22 protein-coding genes are annotated in these 22769 nt (G+C 64.9%); 13 read left to right on the forward strand and 9 right to left on the reverse strand.

Annotated features, from left to right (window positions below; all coding sequences use genetic code 11):
* The first annotated feature begins 15 nt into the window (after nt 1-15).
* The 3 genes from OEW28_RS17930 to OEW28_RS17940 are packed head-to-tail and all read left to right on the forward strand — an operon-like array spanning nt 16 to nt 1745.
* Nucleotides 16-627 carry a holin-associated N-acetylmuramidase gene (locus tag OEW28_RS17930; RefSeq protein ID WP_263736168.1) on the forward strand — a complete coding sequence of 204 codons (612 nt, stop codon included), beginning with the start codon at nt 16-18 and terminating at the stop codon, nt 625-627.
* The gene (locus OEW28_RS17935; protein ID WP_263736169.1) at nt 618-1121 is read left to right on the forward strand and encodes a holin family protein; all 504 of its coding nucleotides are present in this window, start codon (nt 618-620) and stop codon (nt 1119-1121) included. The genes OEW28_RS17930 and OEW28_RS17935 overlap by 10 nt, the downstream gene beginning before the upstream one ends.
* A 42-nt stretch (nt 1122-1163) precedes the next feature.
* Nucleotides 1164-1745, forward strand: a complete 582-nt coding sequence (locus OEW28_RS17940; protein WP_263736170.1) for a hypothetical protein — start codon at nt 1164-1166, stop codon at nt 1743-1745.
* Here OEW28_RS17940 and mazG read toward each other — a convergent pair.
* The gene (mazG, locus tag OEW28_RS17945) at nt 1742-2575 is read right to left on the reverse strand and encodes a nucleoside triphosphate pyrophosphohydrolase (RefSeq protein WP_263736171.1); all 834 of its coding nucleotides are present in this window, start codon (nt 2573-2575) and stop codon (nt 1742-1744) included. The genes OEW28_RS17940 and mazG overlap by 4 nt on opposite strands.
* Before the next feature lie 59 nt (nt 2576-2634).
* On the opposite strand from mazG, the gene OEW28_RS17950 reads away from it, so the two are divergent.
* The 3 genes from OEW28_RS17950 to OEW28_RS17960 all read left to right on the forward strand — a co-directional run bounded on the left by OEW28_RS17950 (nt 2635) and on the right by OEW28_RS17960 (nt 6681).
* Nucleotides 2635-3798: a M20 aminoacylase family protein gene (locus tag OEW28_RS17950; protein ID WP_263736172.1), complete on the forward strand. Its 1164-nt coding sequence runs from the start codon at nt 2635-2637 to the stop codon at nt 3796-3798.
* Nucleotides 3799-3878: 80 nt separating this feature from the next.
* Complete coding sequence (locus OEW28_RS17955; RefSeq protein WP_263736173.1) at nt 3879-5039, forward strand: M20 aminoacylase family protein; 1161 nt, start codon at nt 3879-3881, stop codon at nt 5037-5039.
* 241 nt (nt 5040-5280) lie between these two features.
* The gene (locus OEW28_RS17960; protein ID WP_263736174.1) at nt 5281-6681 is read left to right on the forward strand and encodes an aminotransferase; all 1401 of its coding nucleotides are present in this window, start codon (nt 5281-5283) and stop codon (nt 6679-6681) included.
* On the opposite strand, the gene OEW28_RS17965 is transcribed toward OEW28_RS17960, so the two are convergent.
* Nucleotides 6678-8024 (reverse strand): NAD(P)/FAD-dependent oxidoreductase, encoded by a 1347-nt coding sequence (locus OEW28_RS17965; protein ID WP_263736175.1) that lies wholly within the window; start codon nt 8022-8024, stop codon nt 6678-6680. The genes OEW28_RS17960 and OEW28_RS17965 overlap by 4 nt on opposite strands.
* Before the next feature lie 183 nt (nt 8025-8207).
* Between OEW28_RS17965 and speB the strand changes: the two genes are divergently transcribed.
* The 5 genes from speB (at nt 8208) to OEW28_RS17990 (ending at nt 12541) form a co-directional block, all read left to right on the forward strand.
* Nucleotides 8208-9173, forward strand: a complete 966-nt coding sequence (gene speB / locus OEW28_RS17970; RefSeq protein WP_263736176.1) for an agmatinase — start codon at nt 8208-8210, stop codon at nt 9171-9173.
* Nucleotides 9170-9631: a DUF1499 domain-containing protein gene (locus OEW28_RS17975; protein WP_263736177.1), complete on the forward strand. Its 462-nt coding sequence runs from the start codon at nt 9170-9172 to the stop codon at nt 9629-9631. Before speB ends, OEW28_RS17975 begins: the two co-directional genes overlap by 4 nt.
* A 97-nt stretch (nt 9632-9728) precedes the next feature.
* Nucleotides 9729-10784, forward strand: coding sequence for a peptide chain release factor 1 (prfA, locus tag OEW28_RS17980; RefSeq protein WP_263736178.1), 1056 nt, complete (start codon nt 9729-9731; stop codon nt 10782-10784).
* A complete protein-coding gene (gene prmC, locus OEW28_RS17985; protein ID WP_263736179.1) occupies nt 10781-11611 on the forward strand; it encodes a peptide chain release factor N(5)-glutamine methyltransferase in 831 nt (276 codons plus the stop codon). The genes prfA and prmC overlap by 4 nt, the downstream gene beginning before the upstream one ends.
* Before the next feature lie 270 nt (nt 11612-11881).
* On the forward strand, nt 11882-12541 hold the full coding sequence (locus OEW28_RS17990; RefSeq protein ID WP_263736180.1) for a DUF4167 domain-containing protein: 660 nt from the start codon (nt 11882-11884) through the stop codon (nt 12539-12541).
* 48 nt (nt 12542-12589) lie between these two features.
* Here the strand turns inward: OEW28_RS17990 and rsmA are convergent, their stop codons facing one another.
* The 6 genes from rsmA to lptF are packed head-to-tail and all read right to left on the reverse strand — an operon-like array spanning nt 12590 to nt 20120.
* Entirely contained in the window at nt 12590-13432 is an 843-nt protein-coding gene (rsmA, locus tag OEW28_RS17995) for a 16S rRNA (adenine(1518)-N(6)/adenine(1519)-N(6))-dimethyltransferase RsmA (protein WP_263736181.1), read from the reverse strand.
* Complete coding sequence (gene pdxA / locus OEW28_RS18000; RefSeq protein WP_263736182.1) at nt 13432-14415, reverse strand: 4-hydroxythreonine-4-phosphate dehydrogenase PdxA; 984 nt, start codon at nt 14413-14415, stop codon at nt 13432-13434. The genes rsmA and pdxA overlap by 1 nt, the downstream gene beginning before the upstream one ends.
* Nucleotides 14412-15698, reverse strand: coding sequence for a peptidylprolyl isomerase (locus OEW28_RS18005; RefSeq protein WP_263736183.1), 1287 nt, complete (start codon nt 15696-15698; stop codon nt 14412-14414). Before OEW28_RS18005 ends, pdxA begins: the two co-directional genes overlap by 4 nt.
* A 53-nt stretch (nt 15699-15751) precedes the next feature.
* Entirely contained in the window at nt 15752-17893 is a 2142-nt protein-coding gene (locus OEW28_RS18010) for an LPS-assembly protein LptD (protein ID WP_263736184.1), read from the reverse strand.
* The gene (lptG, locus tag OEW28_RS18015) at nt 17890-18978 is read right to left on the reverse strand and encodes an LPS export ABC transporter permease LptG (protein WP_263736185.1); all 1089 of its coding nucleotides are present in this window, start codon (nt 18976-18978) and stop codon (nt 17890-17892) included. The genes OEW28_RS18010 and lptG overlap by 4 nt, the downstream gene beginning before the upstream one ends.
* Nucleotides 18975-20120: an LPS export ABC transporter permease LptF gene (lptF, locus tag OEW28_RS18020; RefSeq protein ID WP_263736186.1), complete on the reverse strand. Its 1146-nt coding sequence runs from the start codon at nt 20118-20120 to the stop codon at nt 18975-18977. The genes lptG and lptF overlap by 4 nt, the downstream gene beginning before the upstream one ends.
* A gap of 125 nt (nt 20121-20245) precedes the next feature.
* On the opposite strand from lptF, the gene OEW28_RS18025 reads away from it, so the two are divergent.
* A complete protein-coding gene (locus OEW28_RS18025) occupies nt 20246-21715 on the forward strand; it encodes a leucyl aminopeptidase (RefSeq protein WP_263736187.1) in 1470 nt (489 codons plus the stop codon).
* Nucleotides 21715-22188, forward strand: coding sequence for a DNA polymerase III subunit chi (locus OEW28_RS18030; RefSeq protein WP_263736188.1), 474 nt, complete (start codon nt 21715-21717; stop codon nt 22186-22188). Before OEW28_RS18025 ends, OEW28_RS18030 begins: the two co-directional genes overlap by 1 nt.
* Here the strand turns inward: OEW28_RS18030 and OEW28_RS18035 are convergent.
* Nucleotides 22185-22760 (reverse strand): retropepsin-like aspartic protease family protein, encoded by a 576-nt coding sequence (locus OEW28_RS18035; RefSeq protein ID WP_263736189.1) that lies wholly within the window; start codon nt 22758-22760, stop codon nt 22185-22187. The genes OEW28_RS18030 and OEW28_RS18035 overlap by 4 nt on opposite strands.
* Nucleotides 22761-22769 lie beyond the last annotated feature (9 nt).

Raw genomic sequence — 22769 nt, forward strand, 5'->3', positions numbered from 1 at the left:
CCCCGGAGAGGTTCCATGCCCAGCGTCGAAGAGATCGCCCGAGAAATCACGGCCCGCGAGGGCGGCTATGTGAACGACCCCGACGATCCGGGGGGCGCCACCAACCACGGCGTCACGCTTGGCGCCATGCGCAGGTTAGGGATCGATCTGGACGGGGACGGGCGCGTGACCACCTCTGACGTCAAGCAGCTCACGCGCGCTCGTGCCGAACAGATCTTTGTCGAGCAGTATTTTCGAAAACCGCGTATCGACCTGCTGCCCCAAGTGGTGCAGGCCAGCGTCTTTGACATGTATGTGAATGCGGGCGCCGAGGCGGTCCGCATCCTTCAGCTTCTTCTGAATGACATGGGCTTTGAAGTCACGGTGGATGCGGCGATCGGACCGCAGACCTCTGCGGCGGCAGTCGCCGCGGCGGATCCATCGCCGGGGCTTCTTGCCGACGCCTACGGCATCGCTCGGCGCGACTACTACTACGCCTTGGGCGATCGACGACCGGCAAGCCGAAAGTTCGCCCGCCGCAGGGATGGAGGCAAGGGCGGCTGGATACTCCGCGCCGAGGAATTCATCTCTCCGCGCTTTCACCTGAGCGAGACCGAGCATCGGGAGAGGACTGCGTCATGGGCCTGATTTCGCGGATTCTGGGCGCTGGTCCGGCAACGTCGGCGTTGGGACAGGCGGTTGTCGACGTGGCAGGGGCGTTCACGCCCAATGCCACCCGCAAGCTTGAGGCGGCTCAGGCGGCCTACATCGCGGCGCTTGACGAGTTCGGGGCAGAGTTTCAGTTTGTGCGGCCCGGCCCGTTCGACCGTTTCGTAAATGGCCTGAACCGCTTGCCGCGCCCGATGCTGGCCTTCGGGACGTTGGGCCTTTTCATCTATGCCATGGTCGATCCGGCACATTTCGCACAGCGGATGGTGGGGTTGAACTATGTCCCGGAACCGCTTTGGTGGCTTCTGGCGGCCATCGTCGGGTTCTACTTTGGTGCGCGCGAGGCGCATTATTTCCGCACCCGTGCAGACGCACTGCCCGCCAGCGAGGGCCAGCCCGTTGCGGCCACGCCCGTCCCTGCCCGCAATCCCGCGCTTGAGGAATGGCGGCACGCGCGGGGGCGCGACCGCTAGCCCCGGCTGCATGGCGCCGGATTATCGCAGTAGCTTCTGGCCATGTATTTCAGATTGTTGATTCTCTTCTTCTCCGTCGCCGCGTTCGCCGGTTCCGTGTTTTGGGTCGGACCGGTCGTGGCGACCGCGACGCTCGTTCCGATGGGTCTGGTCCTTGTTGCCCTGATCTGGGTGATCGCCGGCGTCTTAGCACCACGGCGGGACTGGATCCTGGTCGACGGGTCAAACGTGCTTTACTGGCGCAATGACACGCCCGATCTCGCCACCGTGCGGCTGGTGGTGAGCGAGCTGCTGCGCCGGGATCTGACGCCGGTCGTCTGGTTCGACGCGAATGCGGGCTATCTGGTCGCCGGGCGCTACCTTGGGCCGGGGGCGCTTGCGCGGCAGCTTGGCATTCCCGCCGCGCAGGTCTTCGTGGCGCCGAAGGGCACTCCGGCCGACCCTTTGATTCTTGAGGGTGCGCAGGCTCTCTCCGCCCGGGTCGTGACGAATGATCGATACCGTGACTGGTCCGACGCGTTTCCCGCGCTCGGCCTTCCGGAGGTTCTGGTGCGCGGCCAGATCCGCGACGGCAAGGCGATCCTCACTCCGGTCGGGACCCAGGCCGCGCGTGTCAGCGCCTAGGCCCCGGCTTTTTCCAGCGCCTTTGCCGCGTCCCAAAGCGCGTCCATCTCGGCCAGATCGCTGTCCTCGGGGCGCTTGCCGCGTTCGGCCAGCGCCGCTTCGATCGAGCGGAAGCGGCGGGTGAACTTGGCGTTGGCGGCCCTCAGCGCCGCCTCCGGGTCGATCTTGAGGTGACGGGCCAGGTTCGCCACGACGAACAGCAGGTCGCCAAACTCCTCAAACGTCTCTGCCTCGGTCATCGTCTCGCGCGCTTCGACCAATTCGCGCGCCTCCTCCACGATCTTGTCCAGAACCTCGTCGGTGGAGGGCCAGTCGAACCCCACCCGCGCCGCGCGGTTCTGCAGCTTAAGTGCGCGCAAAAGCGCTGGCAGCCCCAAAGCCACCCCGTCCAGCGTGCCACGCGTGGCCCCTTCGGCCGCCCGTTCGGCCGCCTTCACCCGTTCCCAGTCGCGCGTCTGCTGCTCTGCCGTCTTGTCGCGGCTTTCGTCGCCGAAGACATGCGGGTGGCGCGCGATCATCTTGTCCGAAATAGACCGGACGACATCCTGGAAAGTGAAACGCCCCGCCTCGTCCGCCATCTGCGCGTGGTAGACGGTCTGCAACAGGAGGTCGCCCAACTCTCCCTTCAACTCGCCCCAGGCCTGACGCTCGATCGCGTCGGCGACCTCGTAGGCCTCTTCGATCGTGTAGGGGGCGATGGTGGCGAAGTTCTGCTCGATGTCCCAGGGGCAGCCGGTTTCGGGGTCGCGCAGGCGGCGCATGATCTCAAGCAGCCGCGGCAATCCGCCTTGTGGGTCCAGGCACAGGCGCTGGCTGTCTTCAAGGTTCATGGTCTTCCTTTCGCGGGTCGGTCGAGGTTAGGCTCGGGCAAGCCCGGTCGGAGGTGAACATGCCCGTTCTGAACAGTATCGCGGAAATGGAAGCAGAGATGAAGGGATGGCGGCGGCATCTGCACGCGCATCCCGAGCTTGGACTGGACTGCCACGAAACCGCGGCCTTCGTGGCCGCGCGGCTGAAGGACTTTGGTGTCGACGAGATCCACGAGGGCGTGGGCAAGACCGGGGTCGTCGGGCTTATCAGGGGACGCGGCAAGGGACGCACCATCGGGCTGCGCGCCGACATGGACGCGCTGCCGATGCCAGAGACAACAGGGGCTGACCATGCCTCGACCGTGGCGGGGCGGATGCACGCTTGCGGACATGACGGCCACACGACGATGTTGCTTGGCGCGGCGAAGTATCTGGCTGAAACGCGCAACTTCGCGGGCACCGTCGCGCTTGTCTTCCAGCCGGGCGAAGAAACCGGCGAGGGCGGCCCGGCGATGTTGAGCGACGGATTGATGGACCGCTTCGGGATTGACGAGATCTACGCGCTTCATATCTCTCCGAAGCATGAACTTGGCACCTTTGTCACCGCTCCGGGGCCGTTCATGGCGGCGGTTTCGGATTTTGACATCCGGATCCGCGGCCGCGGCGGACATGCCTCCAGGCCAGAGGAATCCCGTGATCCGGTAGCGGCAGCACTGATGATCGGAAGCGGGCTTCAGACAATCGTTGCACGCAACGCGGCGGCGCGGGATCAACTGGTCTTCTCGATCACCCAGATCCACGCGGGCAGCGCGCACAATGTCATTCCCGCCGAGGCCTATATCGGCGGGACCATCCGCAGCTACCGGCCCGAGATGCAGGACCTGGCCAAGCGCCGGCTGCGCGAAATCTGCGAGGGCTGCGCCGCCGCAATGGGCGTGTCGGTCGAAATTGGCGGCCAGATCGACCTTGCGCCCACAGTGAATGACGAAGCTGCGACACGCTTCGCCCTGTCCGTCGCGCGCGAGGTGTCTGGCGAAGGCCGCGTGATCGGGAACCATCCGCCGCTGATGGGGTCCGAAGACTTCGGCGCGATGCTGGCAGAGCGTCCCGGCGCCATGGTGTTCCTGGGGCAGGGCGTCGGACCCGGTGTGCATGAAACCGATTTCGATTTCAACGACGCGGCCGCCCCGATCGGCGCAAGCTACTTTTCAAGGCTGGTGGAAAAGGCGCTGCCCATCGGCTGACGTCGGGGCAACATGCGCATCCCCATTGCGCACGCGACCCGGCGGTGGAATGGTCGCGTCAGTCACTCCATGAGGTTTCCATGCCGGTTCTGAACCGTATCGCTGATTTCGCGCCCCAGATGCGCGAATGGCGCCGCTGGCTGCACCAGCACCCCGAGCTTGAATTCGATTGCCACCAGACGGCGGCTTTCGTGGCCGAACGCCTGCGTGAATTCGGCGTTGACGAGATCCATGAGGGGATCGCGCGAACAGGCATCGTCGCGATCATCAACGGGCAGGGCGAAGGTCCGACCATCGGTCTGCGCGCCGACATGGACGCGCTGCCGATCGAGGAGGCAACCGGGGCCGAACACGCATCAACAGTGCCGGGGCGCATGCATGCCTGCGGGCATGACGGCCACACCACGATGCTTCTGGGGGCGGCACGCTACCTTGCCGAAACCCGCAATTTCCGCGGACGCGTCGCCTTGATCTTTCAGCCGGCCGAGGAAGAGGGTGGCGGCGGCGACGTGATGGTGCGCGAAGGCATCCTGGACCGCTTTCACATCGGCCAGGTCTATGCGCTGCACAATACGCCGCAGGTGCCTCTCGGGCGGTTCGTCACGACGCCCGGCCCGATCATGGCGGCGGTCGACACTCTGCGCGTCGACCTGACGGGCAAGGGCGGGCACGGAGCCTATCCGCATGACTGCATCGACCCGATCGCCGCGGCGGTTGGCATGATCTCGGCCCTTCAGACCATCGTCAGCCGAAACACCAACCCGCTGTCCGAAATCGTGATCTCGGTCACGCAGATCCACGCTGGAACCGCGTCGAACATCATTCCCGAAGACGCCTGGTTCGGTGCGACGATCCGCACTTTCGACCCTGAGGTGCGCAAGGCGACCAAGGCCCGGATCGAACAGATCGTTGCCGGCCACGCCGCCGCCTACGAGGTGCAAGCCAGGATCGAGTACGACTGGGGCTATCCGGCCACCGTCAACGACGCCGACAGCACCGCCTTTGCCGTTCGCGTGGCCGAAGAGATCTCGGGCGCTGCGGGCGTTGTCGCCGATGCGGGGCGCGAGATGGGGGCAGAGGACTTTTCCTATCTGCTTGAGAAGCGGCCAGGCTGCTATCTCTTCCTTGGGCAGGGCGATGGCGCGGGTCTGCATCATCCCCGCTACGACTTCAACGACGAAGCCGCGCCTTTCGGCGCAAGCTTCTTTGCCCGAGTTGTCGAGCGCGCCCAACCGCTTTGAACCAAGGGCGCCCTGCCGGAGCGCCAGACCAGCCCGAGCCGCCGCCCTGAACAAGGGTAGCGGCTTTCCCGTTCCTGGCGGATCGGCTGGGGCCCAAGGATCCCTGACACTTATGGGCGTTTCCGCGCGGCCTGACGATGCCGCTCCTTTGCAGGCTGGACGCGGTGAGGGCCATTTTGATCAAAAGACTTGAGATTTTCGTTCCGGTCGGTATTCTGCGCATATTGACTGGAGATTCAAAATGACCCACGCCATGCACAACCTTGCCAACGAAGCCCTCTGGGAGAAGGATCGGGCCCACGCGGTCCACCCCTGGACAAACTTCGGGCCGTTCGAGCAACAGGGATCCCTGATCTTCACCAAGGGCGAGGGCTGCTATCTTTGGGATGCGGAAGGCCGGCGCTATTTCGATGCGATCGGGGGCATGTGGTGCACCAACATCGGTCTTGGCCGGCGCGAGATGGCAGATGCTATCGCCGATCAGGCGATGCGCCTTGGCTATTCGAATTTCTTCGTCGACACTGGAAACGACGCGGCGGCGCTGCTGTCTGCTCGCCTGGCCGAGCTTGCGCCCGGTGACCTGAACCGCGTGCATTTCACGACCGGCGGGTCGACCGCCGTCGATACGGCGGTGCGCATGGTGTCCTATTACCATCATGTTCGGGGCAACCCCGACAAGACCCAGATCGTATCGCGTGATGCGTCCTATCACGGATCCACCTACCTCACGATCTCGGTTGGCAAGCGGGCGGGGGACCGGATCGAGGAGTTCCGCTACAAGGAGGATGGGATTCATCACCTGTCGAGCCCGAACCTTTACCGCCGCCCCGACGGGATGACCGAAGAGGCGTTCTGCGACGAATTGATCTCGGAATTCGAGGATCTGATTGCCCGCGTGAGTGCAGATCGGATCGGCGGGTTCATAGCCGAGCCCATCCAGGCCTCCGGCGGTATCGTCATCCCGCCCAAGGGCTATCTGAAGCGCATGTGGGAGGTCTGCCAACGCAACGACATCCTCTTCATCGCGGATGAGGTGGTGACGGCCTTCGGTCGGATCGGTCACTGGTTCGCATCCGAAGATGAGTTCGGCATCGTCCCCGACATGATCACCACAGCCAAGGGGCTGACGTCGGGCTATGTGCCGCTTGGGGCCGTCATCTTCTCTGACCGGATATGGAACACGATGGCCGAGGGCGGGCATCGCTGGTTTTCTACCGGGTTCACCTATTCCGGCCATCCGGTCGCCTGCCGTGCGGCGCTGAAGAACATCGAGATCATGGAGCGCGAGGGTCTTCTTTTCCATGCGTCCAAGGTGGGCGCCTACTTCGAGAACCGGCTGGCGTCACTGGCCGATCTGCCGCTGGTGGGCAACGTGAGGGGCCGGAAGCTCATGGCCTGCGTCGAAAGCGTGGCCGATCGCGCGACGAAAGCCCCGCTGCCCGACGAGGTGGGCGAAAGCAAGCGCATTTCGGACGCGTGCGAAGCCATGGGCCTGATGGTGCGGCCCATGGGGCATCTGAACGTCATGTCCCCGCCTTTGGTCATCACCGAAGGTCAGGTCGATTTCGTGGTGGAAACGCTGGGCAAGGCGATCCGCGAGGTGACCGATCAGCTCGTGCGCGAGGGAATCCGGATCGGCTAGCGCTCGGGCCGCGGCAGGGCGCCATCGGTCAGCCCGTAACCGGCATAGGCAAGCCGCAGCCACAGGCGACGGAAGGCGGGCAGGGGAAAGCGTCGTGGGACCACGCGCACCAGCGCTGGAAGGTGCGCCGTGCGTCCGGTCATGAGCCGGCCGACCTGCTGGCCCGAGTAGGACGCAGCAGCCACCCCCGATCCGTGCCAGCCGAAGGCTGCGTATAGGCCTGACGCGCCAGGCACCTCTCCGACGAACGGGGCAAGGCTGCCGGTCAGACAGACGAAGCCCGACCAGCTGTGTTCGGTTTCGGCTGCGGCCCAGGCGGGAAAAAGCGCCTCGAAATGGGCGCGCACCGCTATCTTCATCCTTTCATGGGCTTCAGCGGTTCCCGAGGTGCCACCACGCATCCCGAACAGGAAACGCCCGTCCGGCAGGTGGCGGAAATAGTGCAACAGCTTGCGTGCGTCAAAGGCCATGTGGGGATCGGTGTAGCCCTGATCCTGCCGCTCTGCCTCCGTAAGGGGCCGCGTCACCAGCACCGCCGAAAAGGCCGGCAGGTTGCGCCCGCCGATCCAGTTCGGCAGATTGTCCGAGGAATAACCGTTCGTGGCGACCAGAATCTTGCGCGCCAGGACGGCTCCCGCCGCCGTGGTCAGCCGCCATCCGCGATCAGCTTGGGTCATGCCTGTTACATGGGTATTGCCGCAGATCCGGACGCCCTTTGCGATGGCAAGTCGGGCCAGCCCTTCGACATAGGCCATGGGATCGACAGGGAAGCCCTGATCCAGCATCAGCGCGCCGTGGAATCCGGGACCTGCCATCCCGCGTTCGCGAAGCGCCTGTGGCGGGATCAGGTCAACGCGTTCGCCGTAAAGGTCGTGCAGGTCTTGCGCCTCTGCTGCGAAACCGGCCCAAACCCTGGGTGATTGCGCAAGCACCGCTTCCCCATCCGGCCCCTGGCGCGCATTCCAGCCGTTGGCGTCGATCAACTGGCCCACATGGGCGATGGCCGCGCACTGAAAATCGCGAAAATCACGGGCGCCTTCCAATCCGACGCGGGAAACGATCGCCTTGTCGGACAGCTTGGTGCCGCCGTAGCCGCAGAAACCGCCGTTGCGCCCCGAAGCGCCCCAGCCGGGTTGCACGGCCTCCAGAACGATGACGTTCGCGCCTGAAGCCGCGGCCTCAAGCGCGGCATTAAGTCCCGCAAATCCCGATCCGATCACGGCGATGTCTGCCTTGGTCTCCCCGTCCAGCGGGGGCAGGTCCAACGGCGCCGGATGGCTGGCGCGCCAGTGGCTCCTGGGCCAGGAGGGGTCATAGGCGGGGGCTTCGTAAAGGCGGCGCATGAACGTTCCTGCGTAACGGATTCGGGCAGCGCGCGGGGCGCGACCTCTCTACATCTAGCGCAGGAAGGGAATTTTGATCAAATTAAACTTGACATCTGTGCGCGGCGTGGGCCTTCTTCAGCCATCCGGATCCGCGGCGTCTCCGGCCATGAACGACGACGCGACTTTTCCCAAGTGAGACTCATGGCACTCGAAGACGCAAAGAACGAGATCGATTCCGCCTTTACCCGCAGGGGCCAGCGCGGCCTTGCCTATGAAAATGCCTTCGCCGGGGCGACAAGCTTTCTGCGCCGCACCTATACCAAGGACCTGACGGGCGTGGACCTTGCCATCACCGGTGTGCCCTTTGACCAGGCGGTCAGCCACCGCACCGGCACCCGCTTTGGCCCCCGAGCCATCCGCGAGGCGTCTAGCCTTCAACCCTACGATCCGCCGCATGGCTGGCCCACGAGCCCACTTGAGGAGATGAATGTCATCGACTACGGCGATGTCGCATTCGACTACGCCAACGTTGCGGAGTTTCCCGAAACGCTGACCCGGCATATCCGGACCATTCTTGCCGCCGGGGCGGGAACGGTGACACTTGGCGGTGATCACTACATCACCTATCCGATTCTCAAGGCCTATGCGGAAAAGTTCGGACCGATCAGCGTCATACACTTCGACGCGCATTCGGACCTTTGGCCGGACGACAACGAGGCCCGGATCGATCATGGAACCATGCTCTACAAGGCGGTGAAGGGTGGTTACGTCGACGCGGCGTCGTCCATCCAAATCGGAATCCGCACCACGACCGAAGACTACCTGGGCGTGAACGTCGTCACCGCGCGCGAGGCTCACGAAAAGGGCGTGGCCGCCGTGGTTGCCCGGGCAAAAGAGGTCGTTGGCGACAGGCCGGTCTACGTCACTTTCGACATCGATGCGCTTGATCCTGCCTTTGCGCCGGGGACCGGAACGCCGGTCTGGGGCGGGCTTGCTTCCTGGCAGGCGGCGGCGATGCTGCGCGACCTGGCGGGCATCAACATGGTCGGCGGCGACATCGTCGAGGTTTCCCCGCCCTATGACACGACGGGTGCGACGGCCATCGCGGGTGCTCATATCGCTTATGAGCTGATCTGCCTGTATCATTGGGCCAGAACGCGGCGGTGAGGGTGTTGCTGTACCTCGCTGTCCTGGCGGTTATCGGGGGCATGGCCTATATCCGCCTTGCCCCCGCTGATCCGTCGCGATGGCATGTAAGCCCGCTGGTTGGCGGCCAGCAAACAGTTGACGTGCGGGGTCTGGACAGTGTGCACGCGGTTCCAGGCGGTGCGCGTGTCGAAATCCTGCTGGAGGATGCGGCCCCCGAAAGCGTCCTCGCCCAGCTCGACGCGATTGCCGTCAGCACTCCTCGAACCCGGCGCCTGGCCGGAAGCCCGTCAGAGGGCATGATCACCTGGGTCACGCGGACGGCTGCCTTCGGTTTCCCGGATTACACGACGGCAGCAGCGCGCCCTGAGGGAGAGGCCACGCGCCTGGGTATCTTTGCCCGCCAGCGCTTTGGCAGCCGCGATCTGGGTGTCAACGCCGCGCGGCTGGAAGACTGGATATCCCGTCTTGAACCCTGAATGCTTGCCACAGCGCAACCCCCAAATGGGACCCACGGGCGGGGGCGTCCGGTCTCTGCCCCTTGACCGCCGCCGGGACTAAGGGCACATCGCCGCCATGGTACCTATGGACAAACTCGACCAGATCGCGCGCCGCTTCGGATTTCTCGAGGCGAAGCTGTCGTCCGGCGCGGCTCCGGCCGAAATCGCAGCCTTGAGCCGCGAGTACTCCGAACTCAAGCCCGTGGTGGCAGAGATTGCCGCCTACCGTCAGGCGCTTGCCGATCTTGATGAGGCCGAGGTGATGCTGGCCGACCCCGAGATGCGGGCATTGGCCGAGGATGAGTTGCCCAAACTGAAGGCCCGCATCCCAGAGATGGAGGGAAGGCTGCGCATTGCCCTTCTACCCAAGGACGCTGCGGATGCGCGCCCCGCGATCCTGGAAATCCGCCCAGGCACGGGCGGCGAAGAGGCGGCGCTGTTCGCGGGCGATCTTCTGCGCATGTACCAGAAGCACGCCGAAGCGCAGGGTTGGCGATTTGAGCTGCTGGAATTGACCCAGACCGAGCTGGGCGGCGTGAAGGAGGCGATGGCCCGGATCGAGGGTGAGGGCGTCTTTGCCCGCCTGAAGTACGAAAGTGGCGTCCACCGCGTGCAGCGCGTGCCCGCAACCGAGGCCGGGGGGCGCATCCACACCTCTGCCGCGACGGTGGCGGTGCTGCCCGAGGCCGAGGATGTGGAGATCGACATCCCTGCCGCCGACATCCGTATCGACACCATGCGCGCCTCGGGCGCGGGCGGCCAGCATGTGAACACCACCGACAGCGCGGTCCGGATAACCCACATTCCGACCGGTATCGTGGTGACATCTTCGGAAAAGTCGCAACACCAGAACCGCGCCAACGCGATGGCGGTTCTCCGTGCGCGGCTTTACGACATGGAGCGCACCCGCGCGGACGCTGCGCGCGCTGCCGATCGCAAGGCGCAGGTCGGGTCCGGAGACCGTTCCGAACGCATCCGCACCTACAACTTCCCGCAGGGGCGGATGACCGATCACAGGATCAACCTGACGCTTTATCGGCTGGATCAAATCATGGAGGGTGACCTGACCGAGGTCATCGATGCGCTTGTCGCCCACGATCAAGCCGCCAAACTGGCCGAGATGGAGGGATGACCGCCGCCGAGGCTTTGCGCGCGGCCATTCCTCGGCTGGCGCGGGCCGGCGTGCCGGAACCGCAGCGTGACGCCCGTGCGCTTCTGGCCCATGCCTTGCGGATCAGCCCTGGCCGCCTGTCGCTGGTGTTGCCCGAAGACCTTGATGAAGACGCCGCCGCACGCTTCGGCAAAGCGATCGCGGCACGGGAAGGACGGCAACCGGTCAGCCAGATCACGGGGCGGCGGCTGTTCTGGGGGCACAGCTTCAAGGTCACGCGCGACACGCTTGACCCACGACCCGAGACGGAGCTTGTGGTTGCCGCCGCGCTGGAACGTCGTTTTTCAAACGTTCTGGATCTGGGCACCGGGACGGGTTGCATCTTGCTGTCCTGTCTTGCCGGAATGCCCGAGGCGACCGGGGTCGGGGCCGATATTTCGCCTGCCGCCCTGGCCGTGGCGCAGGACAACGCCAACGCCCTTGGCTTTGCGGATCGCGCGCGTTTCATTGAATCGGACTGGTTCTCAGCGATCGATGGCAGCTTCGATCTGATTGTGTCGAACCCGCCCTACATCGCCGCGGACGAAATGGCGGAGCTCTCGCCCGAGGTCCGCGATTGGGAACCCCATGGCGCGCTCAGCCCGGGTGGAGACGGGCTTGACGCCTATCGTGCGCTCGCCCACGGGGCGGGCGGGCGGTTGTCGCCCGGTGGCCGGATCATTCTTGAAATCGGCCCAACGCAGGCGGCAGCCGTCTCGCAACTGCTGCGCGTGCAGGACTTTGAAGGTATCGAGGTCCGCCGGGATTTCGACGGCAGGTACCGTATCGTGATCGGCGTGAAATCCTGACGGGCTAACAGGATCAGCCGCCTCTAGGCGAAAAAGTGCCTTAGCAAGGGAACAAACCCTGCTTTTTTGCGTTGCATTTGGGCCAAGATGCAGAATCCGCTTGTCATGGGTTCCGCATCATGCATACAGAAACCGTGACGGAAGGACTTGGGTCCGACCGTCGTGTCTCGCCCGACAGCAAGGTGTAGCCGCCCGAGGGGTCCGTAATGGGCCTGGGGCGCATACCGGGTGAGGTCCGAGACTGCCCTCTGGATCAGACCAAGAAAGCACATGAGATCTTCCAAATCCCGTTCGCGTTCGAAGTCGAACCGTCAGCGTTCGCTCGGCAACATCATCAACCGGGTGTTCGACAGTTCCGGCCCGGAGGGCAAGGTGCGTGGGACGCCGCAGCAGATAATCGACAAGTATCTGATGCTGGCGCGCGACGCGCAGCTTTCGAATGACCGTGTTGCCGAGCAGAACTTCCTGCAGCATGCGGAACATTACACCCGCCTTCTTGGCGAGGCTCAGAAAGAGCTTCAGCGCGAGCAGGAACAGCGCCAGCAGCAGAACCAGCAGCAGGGCGGCCACAATGGCGAGCGTAACCATGGTGGACGTGACCGGTTCGAAAGCAGGGGTGAGCGTAGCGACGACTCGTCCGAGGCGCATGGGCTTGGCGCGGAAACCGACTCCGATGACAGCTCTGGCCTGGTAGAGACGCCCGAGGCGCGCGCCGCCGTCGGCGAAGACAAGGCGGCCTCTGCCGAGGATGCCGGCGCCGAAGCGGCCCAGACGGAGGGCGAAACCCGCGCTCCGAGAGAGCCCCGCAAGGAACGCAAGCCCCGCGGCGAGGGCGCGCCGCGCAGTCCGCGCCGCCCCCGCGAGAAGCGGGAGCAGAAGCAGGCAGATGCTCCGGGTAATTCCGAAGACAACGCATCGGCTGCAGAATAAGAAAAACCCCGCCCTTGCCGGCGGGGTTTTCGTTTCAATGTAGCTTGGTCAGCCTGCCTTCACGATGCGGGCCAGTGCGCAGAACGCCTCAAGCGAAATCTCTTCCGCACGTGCCGTGGGTGGGATGCCGGCAGCAAGCAACCGATCCTCGATATCCGGAGCAGCGCCTTTCAGGCTGGCGCGCAGCATCTTGCGCCGCTGGTTGAACGCCGCCGCAACCAGGCGCGACAGCGTGGCCGCGTCGGCGGGAAATCGTGGTTCGGGTAAGGCGGTCAGATGAACGACTGCTGAGTGGATCTTGGGCGGAGGAGTGAACGCCTCGGGCGGCAGCGTCAGGACGATGCGTGCGTCTGTCCGCCATTGGGCCAGAAGCGCAAGCCTGCCATAGGCTTTTGATCCGGGCCTCGCCACGATGCGTTCGGCTACTTCCTTCTGGAACATCAGGGTCAGGCTGGACCACACTGGCGGCCAGACCGCCGGTGTCAGCCAGCGCACCAGAAGCTCTGTCCCCACGTTGTAGGGCAGGTTCGCGACGATGCGGATTGGAGGCCTCAGGTGGGCAAGCGGGTCTATGGCCAGTGCGTCAGCGTTCAGAACCTCAAGCCGTCCGGGGTAGGCGGCGGCGACCTCGGCCAATGCGGGCAGGCAGCGGTCATCCTTTTCAACGGCCAGGACGCGGCGCGCCCCTTCCGCAAGCAAGCCACGTGTCAGACCGCCTGGCCCCGGTCCGATTTCCAGCACGTCCGAATGGGTCAGGTCGCCCGCCATGCGCGCGATCTTGGCCGTCAGGTTCAGGTCCAGAAGAAAGTTCTGGCCAAGGCTCTTGCGCGCCGAAAGGCCGTGCCGCGCAATCACGTCGCGCAGCGGGGGAAGACCGTCGATGGTAGCCATCATGTTCGCCCTTTCGACATTTCCGCCGCAAGGCGCAGCGCTGCAACCAGGCTTGTCGGGTCAGCGACGCCTTTGCCGGCGATGTCGAAAGCCGTCCCGTGATCGGGCGAGGTCCGGACGAATGGAAGCCCAAGGGTCACATTGACGCCCCCCGCGAAATCCAGCGTCTTGATCGGGATCAGCGCCTGGTCGTGGTACATGCAGACCGCCGCGTCGTATCCTGCGCGCGCCGCCGGGTGGAACATCGTGTCGGCAGGCAGTGGGCCGATGATCGTCATGCCCTCGGACCGCAGTCTGTCCAGGGTGGGCGCGATCAAATCGATCTCTTCCCGTCCCATGGCGCCGCCTTCGCCGGCGTGGGGGTTCAGCCCGGCGACGGCGATCCGCGGCGCCTCAAGTCCGAAGCTTGTTTCCAACCCGTTGCGCGTTATGCGGATGGTATCCTCCAGCAGGTCGGCGCTAAGGGCGGACGGAACCTCGGCCAAGGGAACATGGATCGTTGCGGGTACGACGCGAAGGGCGGGGCAGGCCAGCATCATGACCACGCGCCGCACGCCGGCCAGCGAAGCCAGGTATTCGGTATGGCCGGGAAACGCAAAGCCCGCCCCGTCCTTCAGGGCCTTCTTGCTGATCGGTGCGGTCGTGACGGCCGAGGCCTGGCCCGAACGCACCAAATCGACGGCGCGCGCGATCACCGCGACCACCTCGGCAGCATTGTCGGGGTCGGGCTGACCAGCAACGGCGGGGTTCGGAAAATCGTGGTGCAGGACCGGCAGCACATCGTGGGGCACCCGCGTCGCTTCCTCGGTCGTCGCAATTTCGCGCCAGGATGTCCCGGCGGGCAAGTGACGCGGATCGCCAATCCAGAAAAAAGGCAGGTCGGCCCCCAGAAGGTGGCGGGCCTTTACGGCGGTTTCTGGCCCGATTCCCGCCGGCTCGCCGCAGGTCAGCGCGACGGGTAGCGCCGGATCAGAGCGGGTCATGGCCGCGTGATGATGGCGTTCGCGCGAAGTTCGGCCAGATAGGTGCCCGCCAATGCGCTCAGGCGCTGGTCAACAAGCTCCGAACGCACAACATCGGTCGAAGGGCCCCGGGCGAAACCAAGCTTGTCGTCGATCCTGGGCCGCTCATCGGTGTCGACGGCGGTAACGGGGACTTCGGCCGAGCCCAGTGCGGTCACGGCATTACGGTCGCACAGCATCAAAACCACCTGTGCGCCCCCGCGGCTGAGTGTCGCGTCCATCTCGTTCTCATCAAGGCCGGACAGGACGCCTGCGATATCGCCGGGCACCTGCGACAGGGGCCGCACATCCTGCTGAAGCTGGCCGGCCGAGTGGTTCCGGGCGTATTCGTAGAGCTCGCCACAGGTCTGCACTTCGGCGCGCAACCGGTTGACCTCGGCCATCGCTTCGGCGCTGCCGGCGCCGGGGATGGCGAACTGCGCATATTCGACGGTTATGTTGGCCGCGTCGATCGATCCGCCCTGATCGACCGCGCGCAGCCGCACGATGGCGATCGCATCCGTGACCGGGACGGGGGGGCTTACCTGACCCGGCTGCATCTGCATCAGAGCGGCGCGCAGGGGCACCGGAAGGTTCGTGAGTGGGATCCAGCCGATCTGGCCCCCGTTTTCCCTGGACGGCGCTGCGGAAAACTCGCGCGCTGCGGCGGCGAACGCGCCTTCGGTGGTCAGCGTCTGGGACAGTTCCATCGCCATGTCGCGCTGATCAAGGAAGGTCGCAGAGGTGGTCGGTATCAGTATTTCCGAAATCAGGACCCTGGGTCCTTCACCGCGGCCGCGTTCGATCGAAGTCGCGCGGGCGATGTCCGCGTCCGTGACAACCACGCGGCTGGCGAACTTGGCGCGGACGAGTTCGCGCCACAGCAGCCCTGCCTTTACGAAGTCGCGGTAGGTTTCGGGCGCGATGCCGCCCTGGCCGATGGCTTCCAGGAATTGCGGAAGCTCCAGGTTCGCACGGCCCGCAAACTCTTCCATCCCGGCAGTCAACTGTTCGGGCGTGACGGTGATGCCTTCGCGTTCGGCCGCTTCCATGCGCAGCCGGTCCTCGATCAGGCCGCGTTCGGCATCGGCGGCGTGATCACCCGGGATGCGCAGGATCTCCAGGAACTTGATGCGCTGGTCCAGCTCGTAGCCGGTGATGACCCTGTCGTTGACCGTGATGGCCGGAGCGAAATCACCCTGCGCCTGCGCCATCGGCGCGACAAGGGAAAGGGCAAGGCCAACCAGAAGGGGGATAACGCGCATCGTCACAGTCCGTCTGCTCTTCTTTTCATGTTCACGGGGCCACCGCCCCGGGTTCAGCGGGCGCAACTGCGCCTGTATGACCGTCCGTCGTAGCCCGAGCCTATCCCGCCCAGTGTCACCGACAGGTTGAAGTCCGTCGTCGGCGTCACACTAGTCGAGGACGTGAACCGACGCGAGAGGGAAAGATCAATCAGCGCGCATTCGGTCCGGTACTCAAGGCCAAGCCCCGCGTAGCCTGTTCGGCTTGCCGTAAAATCGTGCCGCCCCTCGACCCGTGCCCGCCAGCCATCGCTCACCTGCCACGATCCTGCAAGCCAAAGCTCGGAGGTGTCCGTCCCCCTGTCTTCCGCCGGATCCGCCTCGAGCATGAGATAGGATGTGGACACGCCGAAGTCCGGGCGCTGCCAGGACAGCGACAGGCTGTTGCGCGTCAGGCTTAGATCGTCGTCGAAAAGCGCGCGTCCGACGAAGGTCAGCCCCTGGGGCAACTGAACCTGTCCTGAGATAAGCCAGTCGGACAAGGTTCCGCTGAGGCCCGAGCTTTCGGTGAACTGTCCCAGGTCCTCGTCGCGCCAGACGCGCCCGCCCGTCAGCGTCATGCTCCAGCCGTCCGGGTCATAACGCGTCCAGCTCAGGCCCAGGTTCGTGCGCAAACCGCGTTCGCGAAGGTCAATTCCGGCAAAGCGGTCCAGAGAAAAAAGGTTGCCTTCGTCAAACTCGACAAGCGCGCTGTCCTCGTTAGGCACGGCATCGCTGCTTTCGGGGGTCCAGACCATCTGAGCGACCGGTTCAAGGACGTGAACCGCCCCGCCAGCCCCGGATTTCAGCAGTGGCCAGCGTAGTTCCGCCCCCAGGGTCGGCGTCGCGCGGGTCACGGTTCCGGGGAAGCTTTCATCCTGCGCGATCGAGTAGAAATCGACCGACAGGTCGAACATGCCCGAAGCCAAGATCCCGTTGCCCAGCACCCAGTTGCGCCGCCAGTCGACACCCAGCGATGCGCGCGCCACGTCTCGGCCGTCGGTCACGCCGTCGCCGTTTGCGTCGGTGTCGATGTCCGATGGCCGGTAGAAGCCGCGCGTCTGGAACCGGAATCCGCCTTCGCCGCCGAAGGGGGAAAAGCGGCGCTCGTACTCAAGCGCGCCCAGCATGGTGGGGGTGGTGCTGTTGCTCTCGCCCTCCCGGATCGAGTGGTAGTTCGCGATCGACCCGTGGATGTACTCGTTGCGACGTGTCCGGGTGATGTCCACGCCTGTTCGGAGCCGGTCTTCGTCCGAAATCCCGTAGTCCAGCAGATAGGCCGGGTCCGAGACGACCCTCAGTTCGCCCGTCAGGATGAAGTCATCCTGCAGGCGGAAACGGCCCGTCCCGAACAGATAACCCCGATCCTCGTCAGGCAGTATGTCGTCGCGCGACACGGCGCCTTCAACCGTGACCTGGCCGTTCACGAAGGCTTGGCGGTACCGAAGTTCAAGCGTTGTCGTGCCAGATGACAGGTAGGGCGTGAGCGTCAGATCCCGGCTTTCGCCGATGGCGATGAAGTAGGGTAGTTTCACCCCCGTTCCGAGGGTCGAGGTCGACCGTACGCGCGGCAGCAGGAAGCCGGTCGCCCGGTCGAGCGTCGGGTCCGGCATTCGAAGCCAGGGCGTATAGAAGACCGGCACGCCCATGATCCGGAACTGGGCCTGGTCGAAGTAAAGCTGCCGCTCCTCCTGGTCGTGGACCACCTTGTTGGCCCGGATCTCCCACAGCGGCACGGGATTTGCGGGGCAGACCTCGCAGGCTGAGGCGACGATCCGCTCCATCCTCGTGTAGCGGCCCGCCTCGCGCGTGATCGAATTCGCCGCAATCTGCATCTGCTGGTCGATCATGAGCCGGGCGCTTTCCAGAATGCCGTCGGTCATGTCGCGCGACAGCTTTGCACCGTCCGCAAGCAGCAGGAAGCCGTGACCGTCATCCAGCCGGACAGGACCCGTAATCGTCAGGTTGTCGGTCGCGGGATCGTAGACGATCGACTGGGCCGACAGGTGCGCCCCTTCGAAGAAGACCTCGACATGGCCCTCGGCGGTCAGGGTTCCCGTGCCGGTCAGAAAAATCCGGTCCGCGATCAGGGTCGCGGCATCCTGCGCTGACGCGGGCGCCAATGCCGGCCCCGCCGCGAACAGCCAAACAGCCAGAAGAAGGGACTTCCGTTTCATCCTTCCTCCAGATGCAGAAGCAGGCCAAGCGCAAGGAACGTCGCGGCGACCGGTGGGCTCCAGGCCGCAAGCATAACCGGGATCTGGCCGTTTTCACCCAAGACCTGCGCGAAGTTGCGCAGGAAGAATATCGCATACCCTGAAACGATCGCCAGAAGCACCAATAGACCGGTGTGTCCGAAGCGGACGTGGCGCATGGTGAAGCCCGCACCGATCATCACCATGGCCGCCAGAAGCAGCGGCAGGGCAAGTTCCATCTGGAACCAGACCATATGCGCCCGTGCCGAAAAGCCCGCGCTTTGCAGCCCGGCGATGAAGTCCGGCAAGTCCCAGACCGGAATGGTCGACGGCTGTCCGAAACTGTCGCGGATACGGTCCGCCGTCAGGTCCGAGGGCAGAACGAGGACGTCGGCAAGTGTCGAGCGGGCCTCGGCGTTAAGGTTTGCCTGCAGCGGCCATTCCTTGGTGTCCGAAAGTCTCCAGCCGCCGGTCTCCAGCACCGCGCGTGCGGCGCTGATGCGGCGGGCGGGATGGCCTTCTTGCGTCAAGGTCAGGAAGGTCACGTTCGACAGCACGGTGCCGTCGGGGTTCGACCTTTCGGCATGGATGACAGTCTGGCCCTCGGTGCCGCCCTGGCGAAGCCAGAAGCCTTCGCCGCTTACGGACAGCGTGCTGGCAGCGCCACCCTGCTGGCCAGAGCGCAGTTCGTACGCCCGCGTCGTTCCCGCCGCGATCGGATTCAGAACGGCGACGGCCAGCGCGCCGATCAGCAGGGCGGTGACGACCGGTGCCATCAGCGTGACCAGCGCGGAACGTCCCGCGGCCCGCGTGATGACCAGTTCGGAGCTGCGCGCAAGTGACAGGAAAAGCCCGACGGTGCTCAGGATCACGATCAGAGGCAGGATGCGGTAGATCGAGGATGGCACATTAAGAACCGCCAGCCCGGCGGCGTCCGCCATTCCGATCCCGGAAAAGCGCCGCACCTGCTCAACCATCTCAACCAAGGTCATCAGCAGCAGGAACCCGCCGAAGACCATGAGGAAGAAGGTCAGAAAGCGCCGCGCGATGTAAAGGGTCAGTGTCATGCCGCTGCCCCCGTTTCTTGCCGCACCCTGCGTGTTTTTCCAGCGTAGGCCAGCATCGCCAGCGCCACGCCCAAACCCGCAAGCGCCGGAAGGTAGGCCAGAGGCCAGAGCGCGGCGTTTGACCGGCCAAATCCCGTCGCCACGTTGACCAGAAGCTGCACGCCGATAAGGCAAACCGTTGCAGCGATGATCTGGCGCCAAAGGCCCAAGCGGCTGAACTCACCCATCATCAGCGCCGAAAACCCCAGAATCGCCGCGACCAGCGCAAGAAGGGGCTGCGCAAGCCGTTCGTGCCCTTCGAATAGCAGGACGGCGCGGCTTTCGCCGACCTGCGCCTGTGTTTGCTCGCTTGCCGCAAGAAGCGCCGGCGTCGAAAGTTCCTCGATCTGAATCGCGCGCCCGCGGGACCGGGACACCAGCGCGCCGATGTCGAAGGAAAAATCGGAAAATCGCGTCACGGTCAGGCGCCCGCTGTCGGCTTCGTAAAGCTGCGCCATGCCGTCGAACATCACAAGCTTCGGTCCCGTGTCGCTGCGCACGATCAGCGCGCGCTGCGCCGTGTATGTCGTCGAGGTGCCGCGCGCTGCCGCACCGCTTTTGGCCTGACGCGAGTCGGACAGGAATATCTGGCGCAGTTCGCCCTGTGGCGTGATCTCGCGCACGTAAAACGTGACGCCGGCGCCCGGATGGACGAAGGTCCCCTCGGACAGCAGGCGCGCCGAGACATTGGCCGCGATGTCGTCGTTGCGGTTCGCAAGTTGCGTACGGCTGGCCGGGACCAGGACATGCACAAGGATGGCCATCAACAGCGCGACGGAAAAGCCGAAGTAGAACACCGGCCTCGCCATCCGAAACGGCGAAAAGCCCGTGGCGCGCATCACCACCAGTTCGCTTTCGCTGGTCAGGCGGTTGGTGGCGTAGACCGCCGCGATGAAGGCTGCGATCGGCAGCACGATGCGGATGACGTAGGGTAGAGTGAGTGCTGTGAATTCAAGGAAGGTCCATGCGGACTGCCCGTCCGCGATAAGCCTGTCAAACAGCCGAACCGCGCGGTTGACCCAGTAGACCGCTACCAGGACGAGCGCGAAGAAGCCGAATAGCATCATCAGCTGCGACAGCATGTACCTGTCGAATCTGGACACCCCAACTATCCCCAACACGTTCTTCCGCCCCTTTCCCTAGCCCAAAGCGGGGACGGGGGGAACCAATATCTAGCCAAGAGCAGGGGCCTTGGTTAGGGTCCGGCAAAACCAAGCCGGAGAATGCCATGACCAGCCCCGTAGATATCCGCTTTGTCACCGCGACGCCCGAGGAAACCGCGGCGTTCGAGGGGCGGATCGTCCTGATTCTCGATCCGGAGGCCAAGCTCGGAAGCGACGCGCGGCGCCTTGACCGGGCAGCTCGGGGCGCGATTTCGCGCGCGATCGGCGGTAAGGCCTGGGGCAAGCTCAAGGCGGGCGAGGCGATGGAACTGGGCTATCCCGCCGGGATCGCGGCCGAGGCGCTGCAACTGGTCAAGCTGCCCCGCAAATGCAGCGTGGATGAGGCGCGCAAGGCCGGAGCGGCGATCGGCAAGGCGCTGTCGGAAGCGGGGGCGCTTGTGCTGGCGGGCGCTCATGCGCAGGCGGCGGAGATCTCCTTCGGCCTCGCGCTCAGGGCTTATGAGTTCGACATCTATCATTCGGCCGATAAGTCGCACAAAGGCGGCGTCACGTTTTCGGTGGCAAAGCCAGAGGCGGTCGCGGCGGCCGCCCAGCCCCTGATGGCGCTTGCCGAGGGCGTGTTCTTTACCCGCGACCTGGTCAACGAACCTGCGAACGTCCTGACGACGATCGATTTTGCCGCGCGGCTTGCCGCGATGCAGGAGTTGGGGCTTGAGGTCGAGATCCTGGAAGAAGAGGACCTTGCAAGGCTTGGCATGCGCGCGCTTCTGGGCGTGGGGCAGGGCTCTGAAACCCCGTCGAAGGTCGTCGTCATGCAGTGGAATGGCGGCAAGAAGGGGGACGCCCCCTTCGCGCTGGTTGGCAAGGGGGTCGTCTTCGACACCGGCGGCATCTCGATCAAGCCCGCGGGCGGCATGGAGGAGATGACGATGGACATGGGCGGCGCGGGCGTCGTGGCGGGGGTCATGCGCACGCTGGCGCTGCGCCGCGCCAAGGCCAACGTCGTCGGCATCGTGGGGCTGGTCGAGAACATGCCCGACGGCAAGGCCCAGCGGCCCGGCGACATCGTGAAATCGATGAAGGGCGACACCATCGAGGTCATCAACACCGACGCCGAGGGGCGCCTGGTTCTGGCCGATATCCTCTGGTACGCTCAGGACCGCTTCAAACCGACCGGGATGATCAACCTTGCCACGCTGACCGGGGCCATCATCATTGCGCTTGGCCACGAAAACGCCGGCGTGTTTGCCAATGACGACAAGCTGGCCGGCGCGCTTCTTGCCGCGGCGGCGGCGGAAGGAGAGGGCGCCTGGCGCATGCCGATGGGCGGCGCCTACGACAAGCTGATCAAGTCGCGGCTGGCCGACATGAAGAACACCGGCGGCCGCCCCGCGGGGTCGATCACCGCGGCCCAGTTCCTTCGCCGCTTCGTCCACGACGACACGCCCTGGTGTCATATCGACATTGCGGGCGTGACGCTGCCGCCTTCGGAAACCACGCTGGCGCCCAAGGGCGCGACGGGTTGGGGGGTCATGACGCTGAACCGGCTTGTGCGGGACATGCTGGAACGCTGATGGGGGACGCGCTTTTCTATCACCTGACGCGTTCGCCACTTGAGGTGACGCTGCCGATGCTTTTGTCGCGATCGCTCCAGAATGGCTGGCGCGTCGTCGTTCGGGGGCAAGACGCGGCACGACTGGACTGGCTGGACCAGCAGCTGTGGCGTGGAGCGGACGAAAGCTTTCTGCCTCACGGCACAGCCGGCGGTCCGCACGATGCGTTGCAGCCCATCCTGCTGACGACCGGGGGCGATCGGCCGAATGGCGCGCAATGCCTTATCGTGGTCGACGGGGCCGATGTGGAGCCGGGCGAGGCCGCCGATCTGTCACGGGTCTGCGTGATCTTTGATGGCAACGATGACGCGGCTCGTGACAAGGCGCGTGGACAGTGGCGGTCGCTGACCGCCGCCGGTATCGCCGCGCAGTACTGGAGCGAGGATAGCGGGCGCTGGCAGAAAAAGGCCGAAAGCGGCACCCGCATGGACTAGCGGCGCAGGATCATCCGATCCCGCGTCAGGGTCATCTCGAACTGGCCCAGGTAGCTCATCCCCAAAAGCGATGTGTCAAGATCGCCCGAATTGACCACGGCCGGAACGCCCCGGTCCGAAAAGGGTCCAAGGGCGAAGCTCTCCAGCCTGACGGGTGCGGTCTGAACGATCCCGTTCGCCGTCCGGGCGCTGCCGAAGTAATTCAGCGTGTCTGGTGCAAAACCGGCGCGTCGGGCGTCGCGCTCGGTAAGGACGATCTGGCTTGCCCCCGTATCAACGACGAACAGCACGTTTGCCCCGTTGATCTCTGCCGTCAGGTAGAAGTGGCCGTCGCCTGAAACATCGACCTCAAGCGAGTTGCCGCTGATCCGCATTTCTTCGGGCAGGACGGTGCGGCGCAGATCGCCCCAAAGACCATAGGCTATGATGACGCCAAGGAAGATGAAGGCCCAGATGGCGGCCTGCTGCGCGGTGCGGCCCAGGTTCCTGCGCCCCTGGGCAAGGAAATAGCCCCCCACCACCAAGAGAAGCAGCACCAGGTAGGTCAGGCGTCCGATTTCGTCCCCGCCCATTCTCAGGCC

Source organism: Albidovulum marisflavi, from assembly GCF_025751435.1.
Taxonomy (GTDB): domain Bacteria; phylum Pseudomonadota; class Alphaproteobacteria; order Rhodobacterales; family Rhodobacteraceae; genus Albidovulum; species Albidovulum marisflavi.